At 47.4% G+C, this 26,183-nt stretch carries 23 protein-coding genes and 1 pseudogene; 12 read left to right on the top strand and 12 right to left on the bottom strand.

What is annotated here, in order from left to right; translation table 11 throughout:
• Nucleotides 1–896: 896 nt before the first annotated feature.
• Together W01_RS01215 and W01_RS01210 are read left to right on the top strand one after the other, a co-directional pair.
• The gene (locus tag W01_RS01215) at nt 897–1,553 is read left to right on the top strand and encodes a DUF1345 domain-containing protein (protein WP_173051837.1); all 657 of its coding nucleotides are present in this window, start codon (nt 897–899) and stop codon (nt 1,551–1,553) included.
• A gap of 984 nt (nt 1,554–2,537) precedes the next feature.
• Nucleotides 2,538–2,762: a PepSY domain-containing protein gene (locus tag W01_RS01210; protein WP_173051836.1), complete on the top strand. Its 225-nt coding sequence runs from the start codon at nt 2,538–2,540 to the stop codon at nt 2,760–2,762.
• A 126-nt stretch (nt 2,763–2,888) separates the two neighbouring features.
• On the opposite strand, the gene tnpA is transcribed toward W01_RS01210, so the two are convergent.
• The 3 genes from tnpA to W01_RS01195 all read right to left on the bottom strand — a co-directional run bounded on the left by tnpA (nt 2,889) and on the right by W01_RS01195 (nt 6,370).
• Complete coding sequence (gene tnpA, locus W01_RS01205; protein ID WP_173055640.1) at nt 2,889–3,320, bottom strand: IS200/IS605 family transposase; 432 nt, start codon at nt 3,318–3,320, stop codon at nt 2,889–2,891.
• 340 nt (nt 3,321–3,660) lie between these two features.
• Nucleotides 3,661–4,917 (bottom strand): OprO/OprP family phosphate-selective porin, encoded by a 1,257-nt coding sequence (locus tag W01_RS01200; RefSeq protein WP_242007097.1) that lies wholly within the window; start codon nt 4,915–4,917, stop codon nt 3,661–3,663.
• Between the two features lie 691 nt (nt 4,918–5,608).
• The gene (locus tag W01_RS01195; RefSeq protein WP_256380155.1) at nt 5,609–6,370 is read right to left on the bottom strand and encodes an IS4 family transposase; all 762 of its coding nucleotides are present in this window, start codon (nt 6,368–6,370) and stop codon (nt 5,609–5,611) included.
• A gap of 369 nt (nt 6,371–6,739) precedes the next feature.
• Here W01_RS01195 and W01_RS14320 point away from each other — a divergent pair, with 369 nt between their 5' ends.
• From W01_RS14320 to pstB, 7 genes and pseudogenes are all read left to right on the top strand, one after another.
• Nucleotides 6,740–7,303, top strand: a complete 564-nt coding sequence (locus tag W01_RS14320; RefSeq protein ID WP_256380114.1) for a tyrosine-type recombinase/integrase — start codon at nt 6,740–6,742, stop codon at nt 7,301–7,303.
• A gap of 49 nt (nt 7,304–7,352) precedes the next feature.
• Nucleotides 7,353–7,469: a tyrosine-type recombinase/integrase gene (locus W01_RS14315; protein WP_198421415.1), complete on the top strand. Its 117-nt coding sequence runs from the start codon at nt 7,353–7,355 to the stop codon at nt 7,467–7,469.
• Between the two features lie 47 nt (nt 7,470–7,516).
• Nucleotides 7,517–7,957 (top strand): annotated as a pseudogene (locus W01_RS01180) (IS91 family transposase); the annotation flags it as partial.
• 454 nt (nt 7,958–8,411) lie between these two features.
• On the top strand, nt 8,412–9,458 hold the full coding sequence (gene pstS / locus W01_RS01175; protein ID WP_173051835.1) for a phosphate ABC transporter substrate-binding protein PstS: 1,047 nt from the start codon (nt 8,412–8,414) through the stop codon (nt 9,456–9,458).
• A 107-nt stretch (nt 9,459–9,565) separates the two neighbouring features.
• Nucleotides 9,566–10,528 carry a phosphate ABC transporter permease subunit PstC gene (pstC, locus tag W01_RS01170; protein ID WP_173051834.1) on the top strand — a complete coding sequence of 321 codons (963 nt, stop codon included), beginning with the start codon at nt 9,566–9,568 and terminating at the stop codon, nt 10,526–10,528.
• A 2-nt stretch (nt 10,529–10,530) separates the two neighbouring features.
• Nucleotides 10,531–11,376 (top strand): phosphate ABC transporter permease PstA, encoded by an 846-nt coding sequence (gene pstA, locus W01_RS01165; protein ID WP_173051833.1) that lies wholly within the window; start codon nt 10,531–10,533, stop codon nt 11,374–11,376.
• A 12-nt stretch (nt 11,377–11,388) separates the two neighbouring features.
• Entirely contained in the window at nt 11,389–12,162 is a 774-nt protein-coding gene (gene pstB / locus W01_RS01160) for a phosphate ABC transporter ATP-binding protein PstB (RefSeq protein ID WP_173051832.1), read from the top strand.
• Nucleotides 12,163–12,208: 46 nt separating this feature from the next.
• Here pstB and ppx read toward each other — a convergent pair whose 3' ends face one another.
• Nucleotides 12,209–13,690 carry an exopolyphosphatase gene (gene ppx, locus W01_RS01155; RefSeq protein ID WP_173051831.1) on the bottom strand — a complete coding sequence of 494 codons (1,482 nt, stop codon included), beginning with the start codon at nt 13,688–13,690 and terminating at the stop codon, nt 12,209–12,211.
• A 311-nt stretch (nt 13,691–14,001) separates the two neighbouring features.
• Here ppx and W01_RS01150 point away from each other — a divergent pair, with 311 nt between their 5' ends.
• From W01_RS01150 to W01_RS01140, 3 genes are all read left to right on the top strand, one after another.
• Nucleotides 14,002–14,322: a hypothetical protein gene (locus W01_RS01150; RefSeq protein ID WP_173051830.1), complete on the top strand. Its 321-nt coding sequence runs from the start codon at nt 14,002–14,004 to the stop codon at nt 14,320–14,322.
• 348 nt (nt 14,323–14,670) lie between these two features.
• Nucleotides 14,671–15,003: a BON domain-containing protein gene (locus W01_RS01145; protein ID WP_173051829.1), complete on the top strand. Its 333-nt coding sequence runs from the start codon at nt 14,671–14,673 to the stop codon at nt 15,001–15,003.
• A 476-nt stretch (nt 15,004–15,479) separates the two neighbouring features.
• Nucleotides 15,480–17,351 carry a hypothetical protein gene (locus W01_RS01140; RefSeq protein WP_173051828.1) on the top strand — a complete coding sequence of 624 codons (1,872 nt, stop codon included), beginning with the start codon at nt 15,480–15,482 and terminating at the stop codon, nt 17,349–17,351.
• 378 nt (nt 17,352–17,729) lie between these two features.
• On the opposite strand, the gene W01_RS14490 is transcribed toward W01_RS01140, so the two are convergent.
• The 8 genes from W01_RS14490 to W01_RS01105 form a co-directional block, all read right to left on the bottom strand.
• Nucleotides 17,730–17,888 (bottom strand): hypothetical protein, encoded by a 159-nt coding sequence (locus tag W01_RS14490; protein ID WP_242007001.1) that lies wholly within the window; start codon nt 17,886–17,888, stop codon nt 17,730–17,732.
• Between the two features lie 5 nt (nt 17,889–17,893).
• Nucleotides 17,894–18,046: a hypothetical protein gene (locus W01_RS14485; protein WP_242007000.1), complete on the bottom strand. Its 153-nt coding sequence runs from the start codon at nt 18,044–18,046 to the stop codon at nt 17,894–17,896.
• Nucleotides 18,047–18,134: 88 nt separating this feature from the next.
• Entirely contained in the window at nt 18,135–18,518 is a 384-nt protein-coding gene (crcB, locus tag W01_RS01130) for a fluoride efflux transporter CrcB (protein ID WP_173051826.1), read from the bottom strand.
• A 9-nt stretch (nt 18,519–18,527) separates the two neighbouring features.
• Nucleotides 18,528–19,769: a hypothetical protein gene (locus W01_RS01125; protein ID WP_242006999.1), complete on the bottom strand. Its 1,242-nt coding sequence runs from the start codon at nt 19,767–19,769 to the stop codon at nt 18,528–18,530.
• A 166-nt stretch (nt 19,770–19,935) separates the two neighbouring features.
• Nucleotides 19,936–21,135: an acetyl-CoA C-acyltransferase gene (locus W01_RS01120; protein ID WP_173051824.1), complete on the bottom strand. Its 1,200-nt coding sequence runs from the start codon at nt 21,133–21,135 to the stop codon at nt 19,936–19,938.
• 173 nt (nt 21,136–21,308) lie between these two features.
• On the bottom strand, nt 21,309–23,795 hold the full coding sequence (locus W01_RS01115; protein WP_173051822.1) for a 3-hydroxyacyl-CoA dehydrogenase/enoyl-CoA hydratase family protein: 2,487 nt from the start codon (nt 23,793–23,795) through the stop codon (nt 21,309–21,311).
• Between the two features lie 110 nt (nt 23,796–23,905).
• On the bottom strand, nt 23,906–24,307 hold the full coding sequence (locus W01_RS01110; protein ID WP_173051820.1) for an acyl-CoA thioesterase: 402 nt from the start codon (nt 24,305–24,307) through the stop codon (nt 23,906–23,908).
• Nucleotides 24,308–24,310: 3 nt separating this feature from the next.
• Nucleotides 24,311–26,116, bottom strand: coding sequence for an AMP-dependent synthetase/ligase (locus W01_RS01105; protein ID WP_173051818.1), 1,806 nt, complete (start codon nt 26,114–26,116; stop codon nt 24,311–24,313).
• Nucleotides 26,117–26,183: the final 67 nt, after the last annotated feature.

The following is a 26,183-nucleotide window of genomic DNA, read 5'->3' as shown; positions in this document are numbered from 1 at the left end:
TCCGAAAAACACCAACCGATCTGGATTATTTCTGATTTCTTTCCACATGAGAGTGTCTCCTTATATTAAAAGAATTGGATGAATCCGTGATATGGAGATTGATAGCTTGCAGCATTCCAAGTCAGTTTCGACCCATGCCAAATGCCCGCATATCGCCCTCTCAAAAATGCTCACTCATTAAAACAGATCGACATAAATCAGTTTTTCTTTAGTGTTACGAAGGAAAGCGGCTGAAAATTAATGATAAAAAATAATCAACAGTTAATCTGTAGGCCTTGGTTCGAATCCAGATCGAGAAGCCAGAAATAGAGCCTTGCAAGGCATGGATTTTTTATATAAATACGTTGTCTACATAAAAGGGGCGGATTCAAGTTCGAAGTGCAACACGGGTTGCACTTCGAACTTGAATCCGCCAGGTGTTAATGTAGTTATTTTCATTTATTACATTAACAAATTTAGAATGCTATTCCTTGATTTCTGATAGACGTATTTAAGTCTTATCTAATAATCTTCAGGCATCAATGGCTTTCCGAGAAATATAAGGATGATGAAGACGCCGCAAGTAAAATCGCTACTAGCATTACCATGGGTGGATCGTTTGGCTGGCCCTTGGGATCCATGCCAGCAAAAGGCTTGAGTGCAAATAATTCTGAAATCCAATTTCTTTCAAAGTTTATTGCTGACTTAACAAAATAAGCTTGAACTATGCATCGTTGCTAGTAGCGAATGTAATAATTTTTATGTATATCAAGCCACAGTTAAATTTTACGGAACCTTCAAGCTAAATCCGTGAAGCATTCACTGCCCAGTACTCTTTAAAGAACAAAGAAGCAGTTGCCAAACTACGCTCATTGACCTCATATCAGTTGAAGAAATAAATGGGCTAGGAGCCAAGAATGCACCCTATTCATCAAATTATCCGTATCCACCCTCATTTGACTAGTGCTGTACTCGCAGGCATCGGTGTTGGACTGACTCTTCCTTGGCAATGGAATCCTGTTACACGGGCATTAATTGGCTGGAATGTCACGATATGGTTTTATTTGTGCCTAATGGGATGGCTAATGATACGCGCAAGCCATGTTAGAGTTCGTAAAATTGCCGAGCAAGAGGACAAAAGCGCAGTTGTTATTTTGGCCATTATGTCGATTGCTGCGATAGTCAGTATTGCTGCAATTATTCTAGAACTGTCATCCATCAAGAGCTTACCATTCAGTCATCGCTGGGCTCACTATGCCTTTACCTGGATTACCGTATTCGGCTCCTGGTGCCTCGTCGCAACCTTGTTCACATTTCACTATGCACGTATTTATTATAGGTCGCCCATAGATCGACGGGCACTAAGCTTTCCAGATAAAGAAGAGAATCTTGATTACTGGGACTTCCTTTACTTTTCATTTACTATCGCGGTTGCCGCCCAAACATCAGATGTTACAGTTATGTCCCATTCAATGCGGAAAACTGTGCTGGCGCAATCGATTCTCAGCTTTTTATTCAACGTCGCCATTCTTGGCCTGTCAATCAATATAGCTGCTAGCTTAGTAGGTTCATAAGTCTAGGGAGATAACCTACCACTGCTATCCAGAATAAAATTCTTCTTTGTCATAGCAGAACTTAACCGGGTAAGCTCTCGAGCAAAATTCCACCGCACCGTATGCCGTCTCCGACACTGCTTCCTAGACTACTCATATACTGCATATGTAACATATGTGGCCATGCCATGACACTGGTTACCGCAAATGCGGCCAGTTCGGCAGTAAATTATAATTACCGACTGCCTTCTGTGTTTTTCAAAAAGTGTTGACAATGTAACTTCTCAGTCAATAGCTACCCATTTCACTTTAGTAGAATCTCTTCCTTAAATTTCTATATTGTTGAGCTAACCTAACTGACTCAATTAAGTATTTTTTATTGTCCACAAATACTGTGGATAACAATGTGAGTAATTTCACTATAACTAGCCTAACTATTAATTTTATATACGGTTTTGCTTCGCCGCTCATTTCATAGGCATAAATTATTTACAATTAAAACAATTAGTTAATTTTATCACTCAATTACATCTTAAAAATATTCCGCATTGCGCGGGTACGTTAGCACCTTGTGGATAACCAGCATAATGTCAAGTACTTTTGTTAAACTTTATCCAAATTTATGCAAGCATCTCACCGGAGCAACATTGCATGGACTGCTCCCTACGTAAAGAATGACCTATTCCACGAATTAAAAATATGAGTTCGATAACGCACAAATAACTGTAATATAAAAACTTACGATTTACCTGCTTCCTACCTTTAGTAATACAACTGAAAATAATTTAACTATGCGTAGTTGTATCTTAAGCAGGTTCATTAGTTTCGTTTACAATGGGGAACAATTTAAAAAATTTATGCTAAATCACAAGGAACTGACCATGAAAAACCTAATGAATGTAATTTTTATAAGTGTCTTTGGATTAGGTGTCGCGCCCGCCTATTCTCAAGGTGCAGAAACCAAAAATATAAAAAATTAACAATCATAATGAACACAATATCAACATGCTTCAATGTGCCAAAACTGCCATTAAGAAACATCCTGGCGCTGTAATCGAGGCGGAATTTGAAAAAAAGGACGATAAATTTATATTCGAAGTTGAGGTACAAGGAAAAGACGGGAAAAATTGGGAAGTAATATGTGATGCCATTACTGGCGATATTATAAAAGACGAGGAAGACAAAAAAGACAAAAAAGAAGGCGAACAAGCAGAGAAAAATAATACTTAAGAACGGACCCCAGCTAAGTAAGTATCCCCCGGCAAAGCCGGGGGCTTTAATTTACGAGCCGCTCAAAGTGGCTTAACGGGGTCGCTTACGCGGCCCCTACTCTTGTAACCACCTTTCGGTGGCCGGTCAGCGCCATAACTGCATCTGCTCTAGACGCTTGTCTTCTTCCTCTTGATGCCGAATGTACTGCCGGATCGACTCTTCATCTCGGCCTACCATTGACACAAAATACCCTCTCGCCCAAAAGTGTTGCCCTACAAAATTACGCTTGCGCTCACCATACACTCGCGCCAGATGGATTGCACTTCTCCCTTTGATGTACCCGATGACTTGCGATACCGAATACTTCGGTGGAATCGATATCAACATGTGTGCATGATCAGGCATCAGATGTCCTTCCTCTATCCGACTTTCTTTGTATTCGGACAGCCTCTTGAACACTTGCCCAAGGTGCGGCCTCAACTGCTCGTACAACGTTTTACGTCTACACTTCGGAATGAATATCACGTGATATTTGCATTCCCATTTACTATGGCTTAGGCTTTCACTCTCGTCCATTTCGATCCGCCCTTCTTCGTTTGCTTGGCGGCTCACGATTCAGAGTGTCGCAGATGGACTCCCATAAATGTCAAACTTCTTCTGTCACCCCGGCATAGCCGGGGGATTTCCTATGCTGGGTTAATACGTCACCCGACCTCTCCAGTTCAACTAGTACCAATTCATAGTATCGTTCAGTGTCAGTTCAGAGGAAATTATTCATGATTCATGGAATAAATTTACTTCTAAAAAGGCTTGTTCTTTTATTCGATAAGCTAGAAATCAGGTAGCGTATTGAAAAAATCAGAGCGCCCTTAAACTTGCGGTATTTATAACAACTTATAAAGATGTCCAGACAAAATTAGAAACTGTATTGAGTGCGGAAAGAAATGACAGACGGACTGTCCGTGCGATCCGGGGTCCCGATCCCAGCATTGCCAATATCAGCTTCAGCGAGGTAGTAATTCAGCATGACACGTGCATTCGGTTTGACATACCAATTGACGCCTAATGTAATTGACTGTACTTGGCATTCCGACGTGCCCGTAGCACAAGGATTCGCAGTCAAACTCTGATCTTTATTCTCTACGAAGTTATAACGTGCGGCGACTTCCACTGCGCCCCATTTTCCAATTTTTTTGGGTTTGCTGAAGGCACCACGATCCTTCTGATAAACCGTATGTTCACCCGTTACAAACCAACTAGCCTGTAAGTAATAGGCCTGTAAATCAGAATCTTGCTGTACACCAGCAACCAAATGCGTGTTATCGAGTTTCACGGTTGCGTATTCTGCTTGTAAAGTGACCGGTCCGATTGCATAGGCTGTTTCTACTGCAAAAATAGTCTCACTGTTTTCATAAGACAATCCTATGCCCATACCGGCAGTACCAAATGACTTTCTAATGCCGCGACGTCCGCCATAAATCGCAACCGGGTTCGCAGGAATCGATCCCGTAGCGGGATTATCCACGCTGTATGAGAGACCCAGATGAAGAGTGTTACCTTCTTCAGAAATTGGCACCCAAAATACTCTACCACCATAAGTTAAACCTTTCAGAGGTAGTCCCACATGAGCCAGTTTCATGACATCCGCTGCATAGCCAAATTGGTTTGCAATGATCCCTTTATAACCCACACCCATCAGAAATTGCCGGGCGTTAAAAATACCAGTGGATGAAGTCGATGGACGTTCCATCATGGTAATTTCATTGGAGCTAGTCAGCTCTTCCATGCCACGATAGGGCTTAAATTGCCCGATCACAAGATCACCTCGTCCCAGTGTGGTTGAAACCCACATTTCACGTGTGCTATCAGGATAAGTACCCGCTGAAAAATCATTCTCAACCTTATACTTCCAACCATAAAACTTGCCTGATAGCGTTAAGTAGGTACGACGTAAATTGAAGCCGCTGCGATCCTCAATAGTTGGTAATTGACTACCAAAAGCTGGGAATGCGGAATCAATATTATCCTTGTTGAACAGATGCGCATCCAAATGGACACGTCCACCTATTGCCATCTCAAAACGGCCTTCTTCCGACTTGATTTCCAAACCGTCCTTAATTTTGCCAGGCTCTGCATTAGCAGAAGTTATACAAACTCCCAACAACAACAACACCAATACAAGATATTTCAGAACAATATGTATGTGTATTTTCAAAATTAAAATAATCTAGGGCTTGCCGAAATGATTTAGATAATAAGAGTTAGCAACGAGCGGTAGGTCGAGCAGCTAAAGATAATTCCTCACAATCATATTGCGCTGTATTTTCAAAATAACGCAAAAAATCCAAATCACCACCAATCTGCATTACTTGATATTGCTACAGTCCAGTGAGGATGTTTCTTCGTACCTTGCTTGCAGCCAATCTTGTAACATGACTTACTCTTCTGAAGAGAAGTAGCTGTCGTTATCATACACACTTGCCTCATATATCATGAAAACAGTTCTTAATGATATATCGATCAAAATGCTTAAAAATAGTGAATTGAATAATGGCGCACCAATATAAATCCATTCGGGGCTAACTCACTGCTGTCCCACTTATTTCATCGTTCACAACAACTTCATTTGTGGGGAGTTAGAATCTTGGTCTGGTGGTGGTTTAGATAACGCGATAAGATCACGTCTTGTAAATAGATTTAGATGAATTAATCGACTCATCTGTTGGAAGCTTTGGTTAATACCGGCCTGAAACTTGAGAAAAGCCAAGACCAGGTAAGCACACAGTGCCACCCAAACTTGTGTCATCACTGCATTATCCGTGTTACCCATAAATGCTTTGATCTTTAGATTTTGCTTAATCCATTTAAAAAAACAATTTAACCTGCCAGTGCTGCTTGTAAATAGAAGCACTCGTTTTTGCTGACCAGTCAAAGTGGTTGGTGACAAAGACGTAATGTTTGCCCGTTTCAGCATCTCGAAAATCTACTCTCCTGACTGGCTTCAAATTATTCTTGCTAGAACGATTAGACGTATACTTGATGATCTGATCACTGGTAATTCCTTGCAATCTATTCACCTTATTTCGCTCTAATATGCGGTATATTGCATTGCCTCGAATTCGAGTTACCCAAAATATTCCTTTGTTAGTTAGCTGGTTATGCCAGCTATAATCCGCATAGCCTTTATCAAAAACCAGAACACTGCCTTTCTGAAAATTCATAAGCGTGGCCTGTGTCTGATCTCCGACTTTACCCATAGAAACTGCCGCAAAAGCAGGAATCAAACCATCGTGATCGAGGCCAATATGCAATTTGTAGGCGGCTTTCATCCGATTGTATTCAGCATGAGGAAAAACTTTCATTGATACATCCAGCAAAGAAGCATCCAGTGAAAAAAGTTTGTTCTTAAATCGAAATGGATGTTTGGGTGTGCGACTTTGACAACGTACATACAGCTTAGCAAAGAATTTCTTAAAGAAGTTTAAAGACAAGGCTTGGTTTGCTCGACTCAATGTAGTTTGCTTGATTGACCCGCTTCTCAAGTGAAACTTCAAATGCTTTTGACTTGCCAAGGTAGATTCAATATCACGGAGGCTTGAACGACCAGTTAACCCAGCATAGAAAATCCCCCGGCATAGCCGGGGGATTTCCTATGCTGGGTTAACTTACATCCTGAATTGACGAAAGAAATAAATACATTTCACTTCCGGGATTAAGGGCAAAAGCAGGAACAAATAAGACGGAATCAGACGAAATGCGGGCGGCTCAATTGCAATTAGGGTACAAGAATCCAACCATGACAAATAAATATGTTAGAAACAGAATCGGCGATAAAATTACCCCGACAAAAGGATAAAATCCCAGTCCGCAATTATTATCACACCCACTATAAACATTGGTTGGACGAAGCCGCTATCGCGGAGAAATGCTCCTCATCAATTTGATTCAAAGCCATAATTCCTCCTCACCCCGCAAGGAATTTTTTGCACTTTAGCATGAGGAGAATAATTACGATGAAACACGAATATCCGCAACCATTTGCGCGGAATTATGAGAGTCTGCTCAAGCGCTTGAAGCTGCGCGGTATTCAGCCTTTGTACGGGCTGAAGTTTTACTACGCCCATGTGTTGGACCAACCCTGGCCCGGAGCCGAGTTGACCAAAGCGCCCAAGGTGTCGCGTCTGCCGGATATCGTGACGGTGGCGCAGATGCAGCAGATCATTAACGCGACGCGGGTACTCAGCTATCGGGTGTTCTTTTTTACCCTGTACAGCATGGGCTTGCGCCTTGGGGAAGGATTGCAGTTGCGGGTGGGCGATCTCGATGCACAGCAGATGCGGGTGCATGTTCGTGATGCCAAGGGCAACCGGGATCGGCTGGTGCCACTGCCCACCCACACGCTGGAAGTATTGCGCGCGTTCTGGAAGAACACCGCAACCCGGTGCTGTTGTTTCCCAGCCGCCAAAAAGGCCTCGCAGACGCAGCCAGCGCCGCGACGCACATGGATCGTGGTGGGGTGCAACAAGCGTTGCGCCAAGTCACGGCGCAGATCGGTTTAAAAAAAGAATTACGCCGCATTGCCTGAGGCACAGCTATGCCACCCATCTGATGGAAGCGGGTGTTGACCTGCTCGAAGTGCAAAAAATCCTCGGTCACCACTCGGTGATCACCATCAGCCGCTACACCCATCTCACCGATCAGCTCAAAGAATCCGCCGAAGCCTAGATCAACAATCTAATGGGCCAGATTCAGGTCGGCTGGAACAGGGTCGTATGATGCGCCTCGCCGATATTGTGTCCCAGTACACCCCCGCCCTGCTCGAACAATACGGTCACGAACTGCTGTCCAGCCAGCGCAAAGCGTTGAGCGTGTTCCAACTGTGCCGTAGCGCCAGCGCGCCCAAAATGCTGCTGTCCTGCGACGGCTGTGAACAGGGATGCTGGATGCCGCATTCTTGTGGCAACCGGCACTGCCCTCATTGGCAGGTCTACGAATCGCAGCGCTGGATCGACAAGCAGTTGCAGAAATTGGTACCAGGTGAGTATTTCATGGTCACATTCACCTTGCCCGCACAATTTCGTGCGCTGGTCTGGCAGCATCAGCGTGAGCTGTATGAACTCATCAGCAGCAATGCCTGGGCCACGGTGAACACCTTCAGCCAGAACGACAAAAAACTGCGTGGGACTACGGGCGCGGTGACGGTGTTGCACACAATCCTGCTGCATCTCCTGCCAAAGGGATTCAGGCGGGCGCGCAATTTCGGTTTCCTGCAGGCTCAACTCATCCTAAAAACGGCTGAAAACGGATAAAACAGCCACTTTTGGTACTGACATTGGCGGTGTTTTTATGTTGAAAGTGGCTTTTTAAAAGACTCTGGGCATCTCAGTCATTCGATGCGAGGCCGGATTGGGGAGATATTTGCATAGCGTTTGTGAGCCAGCCGGGCTCGTCCAACAAACGGTTCAGATCGTGGCTCGCTTCGCGATCACGATCTAACCTTAATCGTTAGGGATGGCCTTGTTTTTAACCGTTTGCGGACTAGAGATTGGCATCCAGACCAATGTTCAATGACAAACTAATGCAGATTGCTAGTCTGTGTAATAATTATGTAATAGAAAATGGCTATAGTTAGCTACGCTGTAGCGAACTTAATTTTTGGAGAAAAATATGACCAAACTAAATCGTTTTCTTTATATATTTGGCCTTGCCGCCTCGTGGTCGTTAGCAACTCATGCTTCGGCCGTTAACCTCACTGGTGCGGGCGCCACCTTCCCCTATCCCATTTACGCCAAATGGGCCGATACGTATAAAACCCAAACCGGTATCAGCCTGAACTATCAATCCATTGGTTCCGGCGGGGGCATCAAACAAATTATCGCCCGGACAGTCGATTTTGGCGCCTCAGATATGCCTTTGAAACCCGAAGAACTGGAAAAGAACGGCCTTATGCAATTCCCGGCGGTCATGGGCGGTGTGGTGCCTGTCATCAATGTCGCCGGCGTTGCAGCCGGGCAACTCAAACTGGACGGCAAGGTGCTGGCCGATATTTTTCTCGGCAAGATCACCAAATGGAATGATCCAGCGCTCATGGCGCTGAATGTGGGCACTAAATTGCCCAATGAAACCATCACCGTCGTACACCGCTCCGATGGTTCCGGCACCACCTTTATTTTCACCAACTACCTGTCCAAAACCAGCCCGGAATGGAAATCTGCAGTCGGCGAAGGCACTGCCGTCTCCTGGAAAGCGGGCACGGGCGGCAAAGGCAATGAAGGCGTAGCCTCTTATGTACAGCGCATAAAAAATTCCATCGGTTATGTGGAATATGCTTATGCGCTGCAGAATAAAATGACTTACGCACAGCTAAAGAACCATGATGGTCAGTTTGTCAAACCCGATGACACCTCATTCAAGGCTGCCGCGGCCAACGCTGCCTGGGAAAAAGCACCCGGTTTTTATGAGTTGTTGACTAACGAACCCGGCAAAGAAAGCTGGCCCATCACTGGCGCCACTTTCATTCTGATGCACAAGACACAAAATAAACCTGAAACAGCTAAAGAAGTCCTAAAATTCTTCGATTGGGCTTACGGCAATGGCGGCAAAATGGCTGAGACTCTGGATTATGTCCCCATGCCGGAAAAAGTTCAGCAACTGGTGCGCGCCGCCTGGAAAACACAGGTCAAGGATAGCAAGGGCACAGCGATCTGGAAGTAATTGTCTATTTAAAAACTCTGGCAACATGAGTTTGCAAGCTATAATTTTTGCCGGATAAAATTTGAGGGGACCAGGCTCCCTCAAATTTTGAGTCCTTTTAAAAAATCATGCCAACGTTTTTACGTGATGTACCTATGAAGCGCCATAATTTGCTGGACATTCTGTTCCGCAATGTCACTCGCTTGTCTGCATTCGCCGTGCTCGTACTACTCATTGCCATCATCGTTTCGCTGATAATCGGCAGCCTGCCCTCCATTAAAGCATTCGGTTTCCAATTTTTAACCAGTGCAGAATGGGATCCGGTCACGGACGAATTTGGCGCACTCGTTCCGATCGTTGGCACGCTGGTCACTTCGGCCATCGCCTTGTTAATCGCTATCCCGGTCAGTTTCGGCATCGCGCTTTTCCTCACTGAACTAGCGCCGCGCTGGTTACGCCGCCCGCTGGGTATCGCCATCGAACTGCTGGCCGGCATCCCCAGCATTATTTACGGTATGTGGGGGTTGTTCGTATTTGCGCCGCTGTTTGCTGACCATGTTCAGCCGTGGCTCATAGAAAAGCTGGGACCGCTACCGATATTGGGGCCGTTGTTTCAGGGCATTCCCATGGGTATCGGGGTGCTCACCGCCGGTATTATTCTGGCTATCATGGTCATTCCCTTTATTGCCTCGGTGATGCGTGATGTATTCGAGGTTGTTCCCACGCTGCTCAAGGAGTCTGCCTATGGTTTGGGTGCGACCACTTGGGAAGTCATGTGGCATGTGGTGCTGCCCTATACCAAGATCGGTGTGGCCGGCGGGATTATGCTCGGTCTGGGGCGTGCGTTGGGTGAAACCATGGCGGTTACTTTCGTCATCGGCAATGCCCATCAATTAAGTGCCTCACTATTGATGCCGGGCAATAGCATCTCCTCCGCGCTGGCCAACGAATTTAATGAGGCCGTGGGCAAGTTATATACTTCAGCACTGGTCGAACTCGGGCTTATTCTGTTCCTAATCACGTTCATCGTGTTGTCGCTGGCACGTTATATGCTGTACATGCTGACAAAACGCGAAGGATCCACGAGCTGATTATGCTGACTCTCTACGCACGCCGCCGTCTGATTAATGCCCTGTGCCTGGGAGTTTCGGCCCTGGCCATGCTGTTCGGCCTGATCTGGCTGGGCTGGATTTTATGGACGCTGCTGGCAAATGGTCTGCCTCAACTGTCGATGGCCATCCTGACCCAGATGACGCCACCCCCCAACAGCGCGGGCGGTTTGCTCAACGCCATTGCCGGCAGTCTGATGATGACCTTTCTCGCCGCACTGATCGGCACACCTATCGGCATATTGGCGGGCACTTATCTGGCGGAATTTGGCCAGCGCGGCTGGTTGGCGCCGACCACGCGTTTTATTAACGACGTGCTGCTTTCTGCTCCCTCTATCGTGATTGGTCTGTTCATCTATGAAATGTACGTCATCAAGATTGGGCACTTCTCCGGCTGGGCCGGTGCACTGGCCTTATCCATTTTAGTCATCCCGATCGTTATCCGTACCACCGAAAATATGTTGCGTCTGGTGCCGAATACCTTGCGCGAAGCGGCGGCTGCGCTGGGTGCGCCGCAATGGAAGGTGATCAACCTGGTGACGTTACGTGCGGCACGGGCTGGCATCATTACCGGGGTGCTGCTGGCCGTGGCGCGCATTAGTGGTGAAACCGCACCGCTCTTGTTCACTTCGCTGAATAATCAATTCTGGAGCAGCGATATGAATCAGCCCATGGCCAATCTGCCGGTCGTGATTTTCCAATTTGCCATGAGTCCCTATCAGGATTGGCAGAGTCTCGCCTGGGCGGGTGCGCTGCTGATCACGTTCAGCGTGCTCTCGCTCAATATCATGGCGCGAGTTTTGTTCCGCCAAAAATCAACAACTTATTAAGGATGCAGGCAGATGAGCGTTGAAAAAACGGTTAATCCGAAGCTGGTGGTACGCGACCTGAATTTTTACTACGGGGCGGAGCGCGCCCTGAAGGATATCAACCTGACGATTCCGGAAAAAATGGTGACGGCCTTTATCGGTCCCTCAGGCTGCGGCAAGTCCACCATGCTGCGCACTTTCAATCGTATGTACCAGCTCTATCCGAAGCAAAAAGCGACGGGGGAAGTTTTGCTGGATGGTGAAAATATTCTCGACAAGAAGCAGGATCTCAATACACTCCGGGCCAAGATCGGTATGGTATTCCAGAAACCGACGCCGTTCCCCATGTCTATTTATGACAACATTGCTTTCGGGGCGAAACTCTATGAAAACCTTAGCCGCCACGATATGGATGAGCGGGTGGAATGGGCATTGCGGAAAGCCGCGCTCTGGACAGAGGCGAAAGATAAACTGAAACAGAGCGGTACCGGACTGTCCGGGGGTCAGCAACAGCGTTTGTGTATCGCGCGTGCCATCGCGGTTAAACCGCAAATCTTGCTACTCGACGAACCGACCTCTGCGCTGGACCCGATTTCCACGGCACATATCGAAAAGCTGATCGATGAGCTGAAAGCAGAGTTCACGATTATCATCGTCACCCATAATATGCAGCAGGCAGCGCGCGTGTCAGACTACACCGCCTATATGTATCTGGGTGACCTGATCGAATTCGGCGATACTAGAACGGTGTTCACTAATCCTAAGCGCAAGGAAACAGAGGATTACATTACGGGGCGGTTCGGGTAAGCGCCTGAATAAAGAAGGCCATATTTTGATAAATTTTAAATAATAATTAACTGGTTACTGAGAAACTAACTCCCACTGCTTTCCATTCTTTGATCTCTGCCTGTAACGCATTTTCTGTAAGCGGATTTTGCTCAATCCATTTTTTATCAAGTTTAATACGATACTCATTGCCGCTTCTTTTCAATTGCATTTTAGGCAAGACCACATCCGTACGGCTACGACAAAACAAAACAGCCAGACGCAATGCTAATATTGCGCTCCAATCTCGTATTATTTCCGACAATTTTGGTACTTTAGAAAGCGGCCCACGTTGCGCTCTTGCTTGCAACCCAAGCTGAACTTGTTCCAAGTTAGAAAAACCCGGCATATCAGCGTTTTCTAGAATGTAAGCTGCATGTTTGTGATAACCACTATGTGCGATGGAAACACCTATTTCATGCAACCTGGCCACCCATTGCAACTGCTGCTGTGCAGTCTCAACATCAACGTCAGAACCTTGCGCCACTTGCTTGAAAAGCGACAACGACAAGTCCTCCACACGTTTGGCTTGTAATGGATCAATATGATAACGCCGCATAAACTGGCTCACAGTGACATCGCGCATATCCTGATGATGCAAACGACCTAACAGGTCATACAGGACCCCTTCTTTGAGGGCGGCGCCCGCTACGCTCATATGCTGAATATTCAATTCAGTGAAAACTGCCGACATAATGGCGAACCCACCAGGCAAGACGGGAATGCGATCCGGTTTCAGCCCAAGTGTATCCAGCCGCTTGCATTCTCCTGCTTTCAGTAACATGGAACGCAGTTTTGCCAGCCCTTCTGCCGTTATCCCTTCATGACTCCAATTGTTTTGCTTTAACAAATCGGCCAATGCACGCGCCGTTCCAGATGATCCGATTGCCTCTTGCCAATTACCGTCGGAAAATTCAAAACGAATTGTTTGTAGCTCCATGCGCGCAGCAAGTTCCGCCTGCTGCATCGCATCTTTAGTAATTTTACCATCGCCAAAAAAACGCTTGCTATAGCTGACGCACCCCATATACAAGCTTTCCATTCGAAGCGGTTCCAGCCCCTCACCAATCACGCATTCGGTAGAGCCACCGCCGATATCAATCACCAATCTATGATTTTGCGATGATGGCATGCAATGTGCCACACCCAGATAGATTAGCCGCGCCTCCTCTCGACCCGCGATGACTTCGATCGGGAAACCCAAGGCATCTTCTGCTTTTTCAAGAAAAGCAGATGCATTTTTAGCCAATCTGAAAGTATTTGTCCCAACCACCCTTACCGCGTGGCTTGGCAAGCCACGTAAGCGCTCCCCAAAACGCTTGAGGCAGGCAAGGGCACATAGCTGGGACTCTTCATCCAAAAACTTATCCGACGTTAGCCCTGCAGCCAGGCGTACTGTTTCCTTCAATGAATCCAGTGGATATATCTGATCTTCCACCACTCGTGCGATTTGTAGCCGGAAACTATTGGAACCCAAATCCACTGCGGCAATGGTATCGTAAACTTGCACAGTAATTACCTATCAACATAAGGTTAGCCACTATTCAGTGGGATATATGCTTATTGCCATTACTTACATTCTTTGCGCCATTTACGATAATGCGACAAAACTCGCTCAACATCGTAACAACCGATCAATGCTTAGTCGGCCGGCCTGTTTTCAGTATTTCCACTTGCCCTACCACATTCACCAATTCAAGATCCGACAGCTTTGACAAGCAAAGCAACCCGGCTCGCAGCAATTCACTTTTCTTTACATGAACACCCGTTAACAGGCACTTCCTCTTTAATGCGGCGAATTGCGAGTATTCACTTTCCGGCATGCTGAAACTATCACGCACCATTTTAATTTTTTTAGGCTTATCAGCCTTTGATAACTTCCTCACTTTCACTACTTTAGCAGTCGTTACCTCGGCTTTGGCGACAGAATTTTTGTTTGCCATTTTGGCCGCTGCCGGTGCGGGAGGCACGGCTTCAACCGTGGGAGCAGACTTAGGCTTATTACTTGCTACCACTTTAGTTGGCAATGATCTCGTAGCAGATTTAGATTTAGTAACAGGTTTAGCTTTAACAACATTTTTTACCTTAGTCGTCATGGTTTGTTCCAAATTAAATGAGAATTTAAAAAATAGTTACCCGTGAAGATTCATGTAATTATCTTACATGATAAAGTTATAAACAGTTTATATAATATAAAACATACAAGAAAATTCTATTTTATTTATATTCAAGTCATTGAATAAATATGTTCAATGATCTAAATTAATTTAATACTGGTGAAAGCATTAAGATTAAGTCTATAAGCGAATTTGCTAAAACTACAACCTTCTTTTGGAGTACTACACCGCTAAGAAAAAATATTCATAATCTACTGCATAGACCATCGTGACACGTCTCTTACATTAAATTCCGTCTTATGAGCGGTAGCGAACTGATGGATTTACATGAAAGCATTAATATTCAATCCCATTTAATGAAAGGACTTGAATCATGAAAATAAAATTTGCTACAACTTGTCTTGCTCTTAGCATGATGCTTGCACCTGTCGTAGGGTTTACTGCAGATTCGAATACGGATCACTCTGGCCCCGTAACATTCGTCAAAGATTCCGTCATAACAACAAAAATAAAGACCAAACTGGCCGCTGAAACCCATTTGGGCAGCTTGAAAGATATTAAAGTTGATACAGATAAAAATGGTGCCGTATTTTTGAGTGGCATGGCACACAGTCAAGCAGAAATGGACAAGGCTGTTTCAATTGCTCGCGATACAAAAGGAGTAGTTACGGTCCACAATGACATTAGAATTCTGGAGCATAAGTAAAGCGTTATTTTAATAATACTTATAAAGTAAGGTCTCAAAAGTAATGCCTGATGTGATAACAAATTATTTGCAATAGCAAACATTTAAAGCACTTCCCTTATGCCGCCGACCTCCCCGAAAGCGGCATTTTTTTGGAAATTAAAATAATGCCTGGTTAGCCAGAATTTAGCCACTTACCTCGTTGTCAAATGAATACCTTTAAGCTACACCTTCAGTATAGGGGCGATAATTTTCGTGGCTCTGTCGCAATTATGGCGGTGTGATGTTTATATGGCGTACCTATTTTTGGATGAAGAATAACTATCCAAAACACCGGCTGAAGGAATTTACACTCGAACGAAACGTTGTTTGGAAAAGTTAAATACTGTTAGCATAGATAATGACCGTTGTGCAAATACTTATTTTAATCAGGGGGGTCAATTATGAGAACTCAAAGGGCAGTAACAATTAAAATGTACATTAAGGCAACATGCCTCATGTTATTGTCTTTTCTGCAGATTTCAGTGGTGAATGGACAGGATATTACTCCTCAGATTAAATGGGAGGTTATTGATAGATTTCCACTTTTACGTAAATCAGATGAGTTTTTTAAAATTCTACAATTCACAGAAAACCAGTCACTTGAGGATTGGGCTGGAAAAATATTAGCAAATAATCAGCGGATGTTGAAAAGAGTTTACGGTGACAGATTATATTGCACACAAAACCGTGTTAACAACGACTTCCCAACTATGTGGAATCCGTGTACAAAAAAATATGATCCAGAATTATTTGCTAAGCCAACAAAGCACAAAGTAAAAATCACCCTCTCTCCTCCACCTGATGGGACTTGTGAATATAAAATTGGTCGCCTATCTCAACCAAGTAGTTATCGGACTGAAATTAAAAAATGTTCGGATAGTTTTATTGAGACGATTAAATATGGAGACGGGCCAACAGAAATTATTGTCGATATCAAATCCTTAAATAAACAGTTCTCAGAGAATATAGAAGTTAAAGACATATTACTTTTTGCTTTTGGTGATTCGTTCAGTTCTGGTGAGTCTAATCCAGATATTCCACTGAAACATCTAGACAAGCCACTCATGGATATAGGCGAGAATCCATATGATGGGATCAAGTGGTTAAAACAACCACATGACTTTCAAAATGCAAATCAATCGCGTTGGCTTGATAGGACTTGTCATCGCTCACTTTATTCATGGCCGATTCTTGCGGCAGCCAAACTTGCAGTTGATCATCCTCATCTTGTTGTGAGAATTGCCTCTTGGGCTTGTACTGGGGCTGAAATACCAGATGGATTTTTTTCAGCGCAAGGTAACGATGTACAAGAATCTCAATTTTCTGCCGCGCGTAAAGCAATTTGCATTAATCCAGATGGTAACGGATCACAATTTAATGCCATTGAATGGAGAAAAGATAAGATAACTGAATGGAGAAAAGATAAGATAACGTCTAAAGATAAAACCGCACATAGAGTTGAATTGAAAGGATGTGCTAATCCTTCTGATCGAATACGTAATATAGACGCGATTCTTTTTACCTTTGGTGGAAATGACGTATTTTTTGGAAGAGTTATCCTTGGTGCTATAGCTAAAGACCATCTTCAAAAGGCTTTTTCGAGGTTAGACCCTATATATACAGCAATGAAAAAAAAATATGCTCGTACTCCAGAACAAGCTAATGCCAGAATCAAAAATCCTAAGATAGAGGATTTGGATAGCCTTGGAACGAGGTATCTTTCCTTAGCAAAGGCATTTGAAAGTCTTGGAGTTTCTACGGATCATGTCGTTCAGGTGCAATATCCCAACCCGCTACATAAAACTAATGGAGAGCTTTGTTATTCATCAGAACACGATGATATGGGCATGTTGACAGACATAACAGAAAAAGAAGCAATAAATATTGAAAACAAATTGATTGATCCCTTGGTCACTAAGATAAATGGTAACTCTGAGCTATATGGCTGGAAGATTGTCACTGAACATTTGAGGACAATTTATCAACATGGGCTTTGTGCATATTTGTCTAAAATTGAACGACAAAAAGAATTTGAATTCCCCCTTTTGAAGGGAGGTGTCTGGATAGGTAGTAAGCCTTCAGACTATAATCATTATGAGGAACGTGGCAGATGGTTTCGAACCCCAAGTGATGTGATATTGGGCCAATATGCTGGCAAATTCTTACATTTAACTGGCGCCTTTCACCCATCTGCCAAAGCTCATGCAGTAATGGGTGATTCTGTATATAGCATATTATTGCGAAATGATCTTTTAGGTATAAGAAAAACTTTAGAGACACCTACTACCCAAACTCAAGATGAACAACTAGAGTCGGCCATCAAATAGATAGATGGAGTGTATGGATCCCGTCCTTCACAGGAAGGACGAACCGTATTATTTAATGGTCGACTCTATAAGCAACTCTTAAGCTTCCGGTGCTGACCTTAAGTTGGTAATGTATTGGACGCCGAAGCTCGGTAGGTTAGCCTGAATGAAATGAAGCCCAACATTTTACCGCGCATCATAACCATCTACTCCATCACCCATTTTCCCACCCCAATCCGATGTTGCCATTCCCCGCTCAATGTAGCCATGCAATGTTGAATGTGGCCAATCAACAGGGTGAGTGACCCAGCCATGTTTTACGGGATTGTAATGAATGTAATCGACGTGCCGCGCAAGATCAATCTCATCCCGGATTTGATGTTCCCAATACCGTCGCTGTCAGATTCCTCGCTCACGCTTGGCTTGGCGGCTGGTACGAATGTGCTCGCCTTTTACCAGCCGCCGCAAGAACCCGGCCTTGATGAGCGACCAACGTAACGGATAGTCGGCATCGCCCGGTGGCAAACGCCATATCGCATGCAGGTGTTCTGGTAACACTACCATCACCAAACAGCAAACGGATGCGCGCTTTTCACCGTTTTCATGGCTGCACGCAAGTCATCGATATGCCGCACCAATACATCGGAGCGCCGTTCAGCCACATTAACAGTGAAGAAATATGTGCCTCCTACTGCATCGGCACGCCGGTAACGCATATATTTATCCCCCTATGATGTTGTGCTTCATTTCATTCATCCCAAACCTACCGGACTGAATAAATGCGGACGCTATGCTTATTGCCTTTTATTGATGCAACCACTTGAAGGTGTGCATGCCCAGCATCGTCATCAGCAATGAACCGCCGAGATGGGCAGCAATAATTGCAGCACTCCAGGCATATTGACCGCGTACCAGCAAAGTGACGGTTTCGGCAGAGAAGGTGGAAAAGGTAGTTAGCCCACCGAGAAAGCCGGTGATAATGAACAAGCGCCATTCGGGCGACAGCTCCGGTTGCTGCATGAAGAAGGCGACAGCAAGGCCAATGATGTAGCCTCCGATCAAGTTTGCGCAAAGTGTACCAAGCGCTAGTTCTGGCAGCGCGGGATTAAGCCACGAACCCAGCCCCCAGCGCAACCATGAGCCGATGGCTCCGCCCAGGCCAACTGCGATAAAGGCATAGAGTGTCATGCGCGTATTCTAAGTGACGACACGGACTGGTGCAAAACCGCCGCCAGCTGTGCGGAAATTGGTGGTTTGCCCTTGATAGAGCCGCGCGGCGATAAGCTGCACATGGCCGTCATACACATAGCAGCGCACATCTGATTTAAGTGCAACCGGCTCCGCACCTTCCAGACATATCATGCGTTCGCCGGGAGGCGCCATGCGCTGCGCTATATAACCGCCCTGCATGATTTCAGTAAACACCCGGTTGGTAATATTGGCGCCACGATAGGTGCCCTTACCGCCATAACCGGTGGCGGGTTTGAAGAACCACTGCTTGCGTTGCTGCCGCCAATGTTCGTGCTCCTGCGCGTCCACTAACCTGGTCTGTGGTATGCCCATCATTAAAGTGGCGATGGTTGTCTCAGCCACACCCATCGCGCGCAGGCTGTCGGGGGCAGTAAGCAGGGCAAGATTGCGTTTGTCAGCATACAACGCATATACATGTGGATGCGGTGTGAGCACCACTTGATTACTTTGGTAGGCAGTACTTATGGCACTGTATTGTTGTAAGGAAAAGTCGGTCAGGCGGTTGTAAATCAGATCGATCTTGCGTTCACGGAGATACAGGCCGTCTGTACGCGCCTCCAGTTCCGCTGGATCAGCGATGAACACTGCAATGCCCGCGCGTTCAAACAATTGCTGCATCAATACAAATTCTGGATAAAAATATTGTTCGAGTGGCTGTTCATCTACGATGACGATGGTTTGCAGCGGCGCATCGCCCCGTTCCAGGCGCCATTCATTGCGAAACATGTCGAGAAATGCCTGCTCCAAATTGTCAATCGCCACAGGCTTGCCCGGCGCAACTACGTCACGCTGACTATGCAGTTGTAACGCGTTAAACAGCGCACCCCCCGCATTAGTATTGATCTCAATGAGATGCACACCTTCGGTATTTAGATGAAAGTCGTAACCGAAAAACACACCTTTGGCACGAGGTTCATATCGGGCGATGGCCGGTGCGTGTTGCAACACGGCATCGCGCCATGCAGATAGCGCTACAACCTGTTGGACGGCCTCAATGACTGCGTGCATTTTCTCCATTTCTCCGCTGGAAATAAACAAGGGAGCCGCAGCAAACAGGTGGGGACAACGCTCGTTAATACGCTGGTGCCAAACCTCACCCTGCTCATGCAGGGTACGTTCCAGCGCGCCACGATCCACAATGGCGGAATGGCAATCGCTGTTCAATTCTTTGGCAGCTTCAATACTCACGGAATAATTTCACTTTCCCAGCGCGGATATTTTATCAATTCGATTGCGCAGGATTCTAACCGATAGGGAAGTTTTTCGAAGGAGCTCTGTTGTTATTCATATCGTGGAGAAAATATTCTTATCCATTACTACAAACAAGAGCATGCGAATTTATGAAGCGACTGGGCTAAAAGGCCTCGAAAATTCCCGCAGCGCCCATGCCCGTTCCAATACACATGGTGACCATGCCGTATTTTTGTTTGCGCCTGCGCAACCCATGCAGCAAGGTAGCGGTGCGGATCGCGCCGGTGGCACCCAGCGGGTGACCCAAGGCTATCGCTCCACCCAGTGGATTGACTTTGGCGGGATCCAGGGCGACTTCCTTTATTACCGCCAGCGATTGCGCGGCAAAAGCTTCGTTGAGCTCAATCCAGTCGATGTCATCCAATTGCAAACCGACTTGGCGCAGCACCCGCGGAATGGCTTCCTTCGGGCCGATACCCATAATTTCCGGCGGCACGCCCGCCACAGCAAAACCGAGAAATTTTCCTATGGGTGTCAGGTTGTAGCGCTTCAACGCGGACTCGCTGACCAGCAGCACCGCACCCGCACCATCCGACATCTGCGAACTATTGCCGGCGGTAACTGAACCATTTTGCGCAAACACGGTTTTGAGTTTAGCCAGCGCTTCCATCGAAGTATCTGCACGCGGACCTTCGTCCTGCTCCGCCATGCTTGTATGCACGCTCACTTCGCGACGTAATAAATCCGGCACATGACGCTGAATTGGATACGGTGTAATTTCATCTTTGAATTCATTATTCATAATAGCCTGCAAGGCGCGACGGTGACTCTCATAAGCGAAGGCATCCTGTGCTTCGCGGCTTATCTGCCAGCGTTCTGCCACCTTCTCCGCAGTCAATCCCATGCCATAAGCAATAGCGATATTCTCATCGTGCGCGAAAATTTCTGGATTCATCGCAATTTTATTTCCCATCATCGGCACCATACTCATGCTCTCGGTACCCGCCGCAATCATCACGTCCGCTTCACCGAGGCGAATTCGGTCTGCCGCAAGCGCCACAGCTTGCAAGCCGGAAGAACAGAAGCGGTTAACGGTCAGGCCAGGCACAGAATTCGGCAAACCCGCCAGCAGCAATGCAATTCGCGCCACATTCATGCCCTGCTCAGCTTCCGGCATGGCACAGCCGGCGATGACATCGCCCACTGCGGCAGGGTCAAGTGAGGGGCATTGTTTCATCACACTTTTCAGCACATGCGTCAGCAGATCGTCGGGCCGAGTGTTGCGGAACATGCCTCGCGGTGCCTTACCCACCGGGGTGCGAGTGGCGGCAACGATATAAGCTTCCTGAATTTGTTTAGACATGAATTACTCCTTTTGAAGATCGCCTCTGTCCGGTTCCCAAGAAATACCCGATATTGATCCGGCTAGGTAAAACTCCGTTCGGGCTGAGTTTGTCGAAGCCCATTCACCTTTCGACAAGCTCAAGGCGAACGGACTTCAAACATACTCTGGCCGATCAATAAGGGCGAGGGATTTTAATTCCGCAATGGTTTGCTATGCCTCAGCATGTACTCAATGCGTTCCTGCGTCTTGTCCATCGCCAGCAACTCAAGGAAATTGCGCCGCTCCAGATCAAGCAGCCATTGCTCATCGACCATGCTGCCGACTTCTACATCACCACCACACATTACCTCGGCCACACGGCTGCCAATAGCGTAATCATGCTCCGAGATGAAACCTCCTTCGAGCATGTTCACCATAGACGCTTTGAATGAAGCAATGCCTGTCCTGCCTGCTACCGGAATTTGACGCTGAATCAGCGGCGGGCGATAGGCCGTGGCTACCAGCGCCAATGCTTCTTGCTTGGCCACATGCAGCAATTCGAAGTGGTTCATCACGATGCGATCCGAGGCTCGCAAATAGCCCATCTCGCGCGCCAACTCTGCGCTCTTGGATACTTCGCCCATGGCGATATTCTGAAAATAACGGCGTAGAAACGGAAAAATATCGCCGCCTTTTGCTTCCGCCGCCGCGCGTTGCGTCATTTCCTTGCAGCCGCCTCCAGAGGGCAGCAGGCCAACGCCCGTTTCTACCAGCCCGATATAACTTTCCAACACAGCAACAATACGCGTGCAATGAATCGAAATTTCGCAGCCGCCGCCCAGCGCGAGGCCGTCTACCGCCGCGACAGTAGGCACCTGCGCATATTTCAGGCGCTGCGACACCCGCTGGAATTTGGCGATTACGTCTTCTACTCGGAGGACATTGCCGGTTGCCGCATTGACGATTTCACTTAGCCCGCCACCGCCCGCCACGGTATATTTGACGCGCTGCACCGCGCCTTTAAACTTGCCGAAAAACCCACCGGATTGTTCTTCATCAACTTGCTGTACCCCTTGCATCAATTGCAATAAATTGGCACCGGCAGAGAATGGTGGTTCAGTCTGCCAAATAATGAGTGCAAGCCAGTTTTCCTCGGCTTCGTCCAGCGCGCGCAAAATATCGTCCAGCAATTCACTGCTGATGATATGCATCTTGGTTTTAAAACTCAGGATGGCGATATCGTTATCGGTGTGCCACATGCGTACCGCTTCGGTCTCAAAAATCGTTTCGCCATATTGCATTACCTCGCCCAGCAATCGGTCTGGAAACTCCTGCCGGTCGTACACCGGTAACTTCGAGCGTGCTTGATACTGATTGCTGCCCGGCGAGTATGAGCCCTGCGCACTATGCACCTCATTACGGGTTGCATCAGTCACCCAGTCTGGCAGAGGTGCGGACGACATGGTCCTGCCCGCCGCGATATCTTCGTTAACCCAACCGACTACCTTTTGCCAGCCTGTCGTCTGCCAGATTTCAAACGGCCCACTGTCCCAGCCGAACCCCCAGCGCACGGCAAAATCCAGATCGCGCGCATTGTTCGCGATACCTTCCAGCTGTACCGCACAATAGTGAAATAAATCACAAAACACCGCCCACAGGAATTGCGCTTGTGGACGCGTGCTGGTATGCAGGGCAGCAAGCTTTTTCGCCCAATCACGTTCGCGTAGTATGTCCTTTACCGCATCATCCAACTTATCTTCCGACAAGCGATAAGTCTGCAAACCCAAATCGAAAACATGAATTTTATTACCGACTTTCTGATACACACCGCGTTTGGTTTTCTGCCCTAGCGCGCCCTCCGCTATCAGCTTGTCCAACCAGCCCGGCAGCGCAAAATAGGCGTGCCAGGGATCGTCTGCAAGATTATTGCGCATGGTGTCGACCACGCGTGCGAATACATCCAGCCCAACCACGTCCAAAGTGCGAAAAGTAGCGCTCTTGGGGCGCCCCAGATAGCGGCCGGTTAAAGCATCCACGGTATCGAAGTTCAGCCCCAGCCGGCGTGCATGATGCAGCGTGGCCAGTAAAGAAAATACACCGATGCGGTTGGCGATAAAGTTGGGCGTGTCCTTGGCCCGTACCACGCCTTTGCCCAGCGTGGAGACAAGAAACTCCTCCAGTCTGTCCAGCAGCACAGCGTCAGTGCCAGCGCAGGGAATCAGTTCGACCAAATGCATGTAGCGCGGCGGGTTAAAAAAATGAATGCCGCAGAATCGATGGCGCTGCGCTTCTGGAAACGCCTGAGCCAATTCGTTGATAGACAGCCCGGAAGTGTTGCTGGCAAAAATGCAGTCTGCGCCAAGATAAGGGGCGACTTTGCGGTAAAGATCTGACTTCCAGTCGATGCGCTCGGCAATCGCCTCAATCACAAGATCACAACCGCGCAGCAATTCTAGGTGCTGCTCGTAATTTGCAGGCTGGAGATAGGCCAGCTTGGCAGGGGATGCTAATGGACTGGGTTCGAGCTTCTTCAAGCCTTCCAGCGCTTTGGTTACGTTGCCATTAAGATCACCCTCTTTAGCAGGCAACTCGAATAGCAGCGTTTCCACATTGGCGTTGATCAAATGCGCGGCAATCTGCGCGCCCATTACCCCTGCTCCCAATACAGCGACCTTACGTATAATAAAATTCTTAGGCATATTTCATTTCCAAAATAAAGAAGTCATGAGCCTTCCTTCTTATGCTCGCGCTGTAAAAACTATTTAATCAACCAAGTCTAACTCTCTATCTGTGCAGAAAAATAATGCACTCATTCGTCAGGTGGCACAATGCGCGGCCTACGGTCTTCTCCCACCGCCACATAGGTCAACATGGCCTCGGTTACCTTGGCACAGATCGGCTTAACCGGATCGCGCTGCACATACACCTCGACCTTGACGGTAATGGAAGTACGCCCTACCTTCACAAGTTCAGCATAAAAGCTCACCACATCGCCCATGAACAACGGCTGTTTAAATACAAATGAATTCACCGCCACCGTCACCACACGTCCGCGCGCACGAATGAGGGCGGGAATGCTTCCGGCAATGTCAACTTGCGCCATTACCCAACCGCCAAAAACGTCGCCAGCGTAATTACTATCGGATGGCATGGCCACCATACGCAGTGTAGGCTCACGTTGCGGCAAGAGGGTCAAGGCTGGTTCAGCCATATTTCAATGTCCTTGATAAAGCTGTTCAATTTCTTTTGCAAAGCGCTCCACCACAGATCCACGTTTAACCTTCAGGGTGGGCGTCATCAGTCCGTTATCAACACTCCACGGCTCGGTCAACAGTAATACCCGGTGTACCTTGGCATAACCTGGAAACTCCTTTATCTGATCAGCGATACGCTGCAATATCTGTTGCTCGATACGAGGGTCATGCAACGATTCCGGCCTGTCCGCACGCACCCCGATCTCTTGCGCTAAGTGTGCCCAGCCTGCCGCATTCACTACTGTCAGCACAGTCAGATAGGGACGCCCCTCGCCATGCACCATCACCAGATCGAACAAACGGTCGCGCAGAATGGCCTGTTCCATGTCCGCCGGAGAAATTTTCTCGCCGTTAGACATCACGATAATTTCCTTCAGACGCCCCGTGATGGTGATATGTCCTAATTCGCTAATAGAGGCAAGATCGCCACTGCTCAGCCAGCCATCCGCATCTATCATGGCGCGTGTCGCCTCGGCATTATTCCAATAACCTAACATCACATTCTGCCCTTTCACCAGTAACGCACCCTGCTCGTCGATGCGCACCTCTACCCCCGGTAGGGGAAGCCCAACACTGGACGGAAAATTGCTATTCAAGCGATTAGCGCAAACAATCGGGCTGGTCTCAGTCAGGCCATAGCCTTGCAAAATGGGCAAGCCGAGTGCAATAAATACACGTGAGATTTCCGGCTGCAAAGCCGCTCCCCCACACAAAGTCAGGCGAAGTCGTCCACCTAAACGCGCCATTACCTTGCTGGCTACTAAGTGATTAAGCAACGGCCATAGTAATAAAGACAAATTCCATCCAGCACGCCCCTGTTCATGCTCAAAGCGGTGCCAACCTATATTAACCGCTAAAGCAAATAGTTTGCGCCGCAACGGCGATACCTCCTCCAGCTTGGCGCTAATCGCCCCGTACACACGCTCAAAAATACGAGGCACAGAAACCAAAATAGTTGGGCGAATAATTTGTAAATCCTCTGACAACAGCTGGACGGAACGCGCATAGGCAACCGTGACGCCAGCCATCACGCAGATGTAATAACCCACCGTACGTTCAAAGGCATGAGAAAGCGGCAAAAAAGACAGCATAGTGTCCGTTCCAGAAACGGGACAGGTCTGCAAAGCCGCATGGGCGTCAAACAAAATATTGCGGTGCGACAGCATCACTCCTTTGGGGCGACCCGTAGTACCCGAGGTGTACATGATCGTGGCCAGCGCATCGCGCTCGCGCACCCGTTCTTCAATCAAAACTGCATGCGCGGGCAACCACTCCTCTACACATAGCAACCGTGCTTCATTATGTCCGACTACCCTATCCAGACTGATCATGCGCTGTATGCATGGAAGCTGTGCGCACACGCTACGCAACGCTTGCCATTGTTCTGAATTCTCGAACAGCAGCACCTTCACGCCCGCATCGTTGATGATATAGGCCACGCTATCCTGCCTGTCCTCAGTGTATAGCGGCACCACCACAAGGCCGAGCGATAACGCCGCCTGATCAAACAATACCCATTGCGGGCAGTTGCGCAACATGATGGCGACTCGGTCACCCGCTGCTAATCCTTCACGCATCAGCGCCGCCTGCCAGCGCGCCGTTTGATCGCGCGCCTGCGCCCATGTCATCGACAACCAAGTATTGTCGTTCGTATCGAAATAACGGTAAGCAATAGCATCAGGCGTGCGTTTTACACGCTCGACAAACAACCCATGCAAGGTTACTGCCTCTTCCGGCGTGATAATGTGGTCTTGGTTGTCCGGCATGATTCCCCTCACTATCGGGCATCTCTAAAAATCCAAGTTTCGTCACAGTACGGCGTTACTCGAAAAA

The organism is Candidatus Nitrotoga sp. AM1P (assembly GCF_013168275.1).
In the GTDB taxonomy this organism is placed as follows: Bacteria; Pseudomonadota; Gammaproteobacteria; order Burkholderiales; family Gallionellaceae; genus Nitrotoga.
This window is presented reverse-complemented; position numbering and strand designations above follow the sequence as displayed.

Excerpts from the sequence above, each read along its gene's own strand:
- W01_RS01215 (WP_173051837.1), top strand. The coding sequence starts at position 897 with ATGCACCCTATTCATCAAATTATCCGTATCCACCCTCATTTGACTAGT.
- W01_RS01210 (WP_173051836.1), top strand. The coding sequence starts at position 2,538 with ATGCTTCAATGTGCCAAAACTGCCATTAAGAAACATCCTGGCGCTGTA.
- tnpA (WP_173055640.1), bottom strand. The coding sequence starts at position 3,320 with ATGGACGAGAGTGAAAGCCTAAGCCATAGTAAATGGGAATGCAAATAT.
- W01_RS14320 (WP_256380114.1), top strand. The coding sequence starts at position 6,740 with ATGAGGAGAATAATTACGATGAAACACGAATATCCGCAACCATTTGCG.
- W01_RS14315 (WP_198421415.1), top strand. The coding sequence starts at position 7,353 with ATGGAAGCGGGTGTTGACCTGCTCGAAGTGCAAAAAATCCTCGGTCAC.
- pstS (WP_173051835.1), top strand. The coding sequence starts at position 8,412 with ATGACCAAACTAAATCGTTTTCTTTATATATTTGGCCTTGCCGCCTCG.
- pstC (WP_173051834.1), top strand. The coding sequence starts at position 9,566 with ATGCCAACGTTTTTACGTGATGTACCTATGAAGCGCCATAATTTGCTG.
- pstA (WP_173051833.1), top strand. The coding sequence starts at position 10,531 with ATGCTGACTCTCTACGCACGCCGCCGTCTGATTAATGCCCTGTGCCTG.
- pstB (WP_173051832.1), top strand. The coding sequence starts at position 11,389 with ATGAGCGTTGAAAAAACGGTTAATCCGAAGCTGGTGGTACGCGACCTG.
- W01_RS01150 (WP_173051830.1), top strand. The coding sequence starts at position 14,002 with ATGCTGAAACTATCACGCACCATTTTAATTTTTTTAGGCTTATCAGCC.
- W01_RS01145 (WP_173051829.1), top strand. The coding sequence starts at position 14,671 with ATGAAAATAAAATTTGCTACAACTTGTCTTGCTCTTAGCATGATGCTT.
- W01_RS01140 (WP_173051828.1), top strand. The coding sequence starts at position 15,480 with ATGTTATTGTCTTTTCTGCAGATTTCAGTGGTGAATGGACAGGATATT.
- W01_RS14485 (WP_242007000.1), bottom strand. The coding sequence starts at position 18,046 with ATGCGTTACCGGCGTGCCGATGCAGTAGGAGGCACATATTTCTTCACT.
- crcB (WP_173051826.1), bottom strand. The coding sequence starts at position 18,518 with ATGACACTCTATGCCTTTATCGCAGTTGGCCTGGGCGGAGCCATCGGC.
- W01_RS01120 (WP_173051824.1), bottom strand. The coding sequence starts at position 21,135 with ATGTCTAAACAAATTCAGGAAGCTTATATCGTTGCCGCCACTCGCACC.
- W01_RS01115 (WP_173051822.1), bottom strand. The coding sequence starts at position 23,795 with ATGCCTAAGAATTTTATTATACGTAAGGTCGCTGTATTGGGAGCAGGG.
- W01_RS01110 (WP_173051820.1), bottom strand. The coding sequence starts at position 24,307 with ATGGCTGAACCAGCCTTGACCCTCTTGCCGCAACGTGAGCCTACACTG.
- W01_RS01105 (WP_173051818.1), bottom strand. The coding sequence starts at position 26,116 with ATGCCGGACAACCAAGACCACATTATCACGCCGGAAGAGGCAGTAACC.